The 2224-nt window shown below is 59.4% G+C and carries 2 protein-coding genes; both read right to left on the reverse strand.

The features are described from left to right. Positions 1-33: 33 nt before the first annotated feature. Positions 34-837: an IS21-like element helper ATPase IstB gene (gene istB / locus ACKTSJ_RS11025; RefSeq protein ID WP_407900200.1), complete on the reverse strand. Its 804-nt coding sequence runs from the start codon at positions 835-837 to the stop codon at positions 34-36. After that, the coding region (gene istA, locus ACKTSJ_RS11030) for an IS21 family transposase (protein ID WP_407900202.1) at positions 830-2224 on the reverse strand (1395 nt) is incomplete at its 5' end. The genes istB and istA, both read right to left, overlap by 8 nt.

A 2224-nucleotide genomic window follows, 5' to 3' on the forward strand; every position in this document is an offset into this window, starting at 1 on the left:
GTAGCTCAGTTTTTCCATTTTTCGGCAGGATGTTCAGAACGGTTCGTCTTCAACAACGGCCTTCCCCCGCTTGCTTTGCTCCCGCGCCTTGATCCGTGATTTTGCGGTCGCACTACTATGCTTGAACCGATAAGACTCGTTGCCGGTTTCAACGATATGGCAGTGGTGGGTCAGCCGATCCAGCAAGGCTGTAGTCATCTTTGCATCGCCAAATACACTCGACCATTCGGCGAAGGTCAGATTCGTCGTAATGATCACGCTGGTGTGTTCGTAGAGCTTCGACAGCAGATGGAACAGCAAGGCCCCGCCAGACTGGCTGAACGGCAGATACCCCAGTTCGTCCAGAATCACCAGATCCATGCGCATGAGCGAGAAGGCCAACTTTCCGGCACGGCCCGCTGCTTTCTCCTGCTCCAGCAGATTGACCAGGTCGACCGTCGAGTAGAAGCGCACCCGTTTGCCAAGCTGGGTGATGCCGGCAATCCCCAGCGCGGTCGCCAGATGGGTCTTGCCCGTCCCCGTACCGCCAATCAGCACCACATTGTGTGCATGCTCGGTGAAGCCCATGCCGGCCAACTCGTCGATCAGGCGCTGATCCACTTTGGATTGCGCAAAGTCGAATCCAGCCAGATCGCGATGCACCGGGAATTTGGCCGTCTGCATCTGATAGCGGATCGACCGCATGTTCCGGTCGGTATGCTCTGCCTGCAACAGGTGTTCAATCAGCCAGGCCGAGGTTTGCATGCCGACCGATTGACTGTCGGCGGAGACTTCTTCCCAGGCGCTCGCCATCCCGTACAGACGCAAGCTTTTGAGTTCGGCGGCCACATCACGCATGATGCACCCCCATCCGCAGGCCATCATAGCGAACCGTGTCGGCAATCGGCGCCTCGGTCACTTCAAGGTGGGTCGCCACCGGGGCTACTGGCGGTGATGGCTTGAGCCGATTCAGCACATTCTCAATATGCTCGACGCTGAAGTTGCCGGATTCCAGCACCAATTCCACCGCCACCACCACCGCTTCCAGTCCGTGCTTCGGCACCACCGCCAGCACTCTGGCCATCACCCGGTCGCCGCCTTCGCGCTTGAGGAGCAGCCAGCGCAATCGCAGGAGCGGTGCTGGCATATCGGCAAAGGGGGCACCATTCCGCAGCGCGCCAGGTTTCCGTTCGATCAGGGGAAGGTAATGTTGCCAGTCATAGCGCGCTTCGTTGCGCCCGAAGCAGCGGGCGTGGCTGGCCACGATCCGGTCATGCGCCACGAAGTCGATCCGTTCCGGATAGGTGCGGATGCTCACCATTTGCCCCACCAGTTCACACGGCACGGAGTAACGATTGCGATCTTCGATCACCAGGCAAGTGCTGGCGACCTTGCCCAAGGTCTCGACATAGCCATCGAAGGGGGCAATCATCGGCATCAGGCTGGACCGCTCCTGTTCCAGCATTTCCGCCAAGGTCAGATCGACCTCGGGGTGCTTCAGTTCTCCCCATAGCTGCTGACACTTCGCCAGTAGCCACAGATTCAGCTCGGCAAAAGAACCAAAGCGCTGCTCAGTCGCTTCCTGCCAGATACGCCGCCGGCTGTCCTGCACATTCTTTTCGACGACGCCTTTCTCCCAGCCGGAGGCAACATTGCAAAAGTCCGGATCAAACAGATAGTGCGAGGCCATCGCGGCAAACCGGGTGTTGACGATGCGCAACTTGCCCTTCTTGACCTTGTCCACCGCCGTCTTCATGTTGTCGTAAATGCCACGACGGGCAATCCCGCCCAGCACGGTGAACGACCGCGTGTGCGCATCGAACAGCATCTCGTGGCTCTGCGTTGGATAGGCTTGGACAACAAACGCACGACTGAAACACAGCTTGAGATGCGCCAGCATCACCTTGCGCCACACACCGCCAATCAGGATATGCTCTTCGCTCCAGTCGAACTGGTGCGCTTCGCCAGGCTCAAACCGTAGCGGCACGAAGGCTTTGCTGACTGCGGCACCGCCGTCTTTCCGCCAGCGCCGAATGAATTCGGTGACCCGACTGTAGTCGCCATCAAAGCCCAATGCCTGCAGTTCGGCATGCAGCTTCAAGGCCGTGCGGCGCTCCCGTTTCGAGCGGCGAGCGTCAATCTCCAGCATCTGCACCAAACGCTCCGCGTACGGCGTGATCTTGTTGTCGCCGCGCTGCCGGCAATACTGCGGCTCCGTGCCTTCCGGCGTCTTGAGCCATTTACG

It is taken from the genome of Ferrigenium sp. UT5 (genome assembly GCF_045866295.1).
Classification (GTDB): domain Bacteria; phylum Pseudomonadota; class Gammaproteobacteria; order Burkholderiales; family Gallionellaceae; genus Sideroxyarcus.

What these genes read in the sequence shown, in the direction of transcription:
- istB (WP_407900200.1), bottom strand. Translation starts at nt 837, where the DNA reads ATGCGTGATGTGGCCGCCGAACTCAAAAGCTTGCGTCTGTACGGGATG.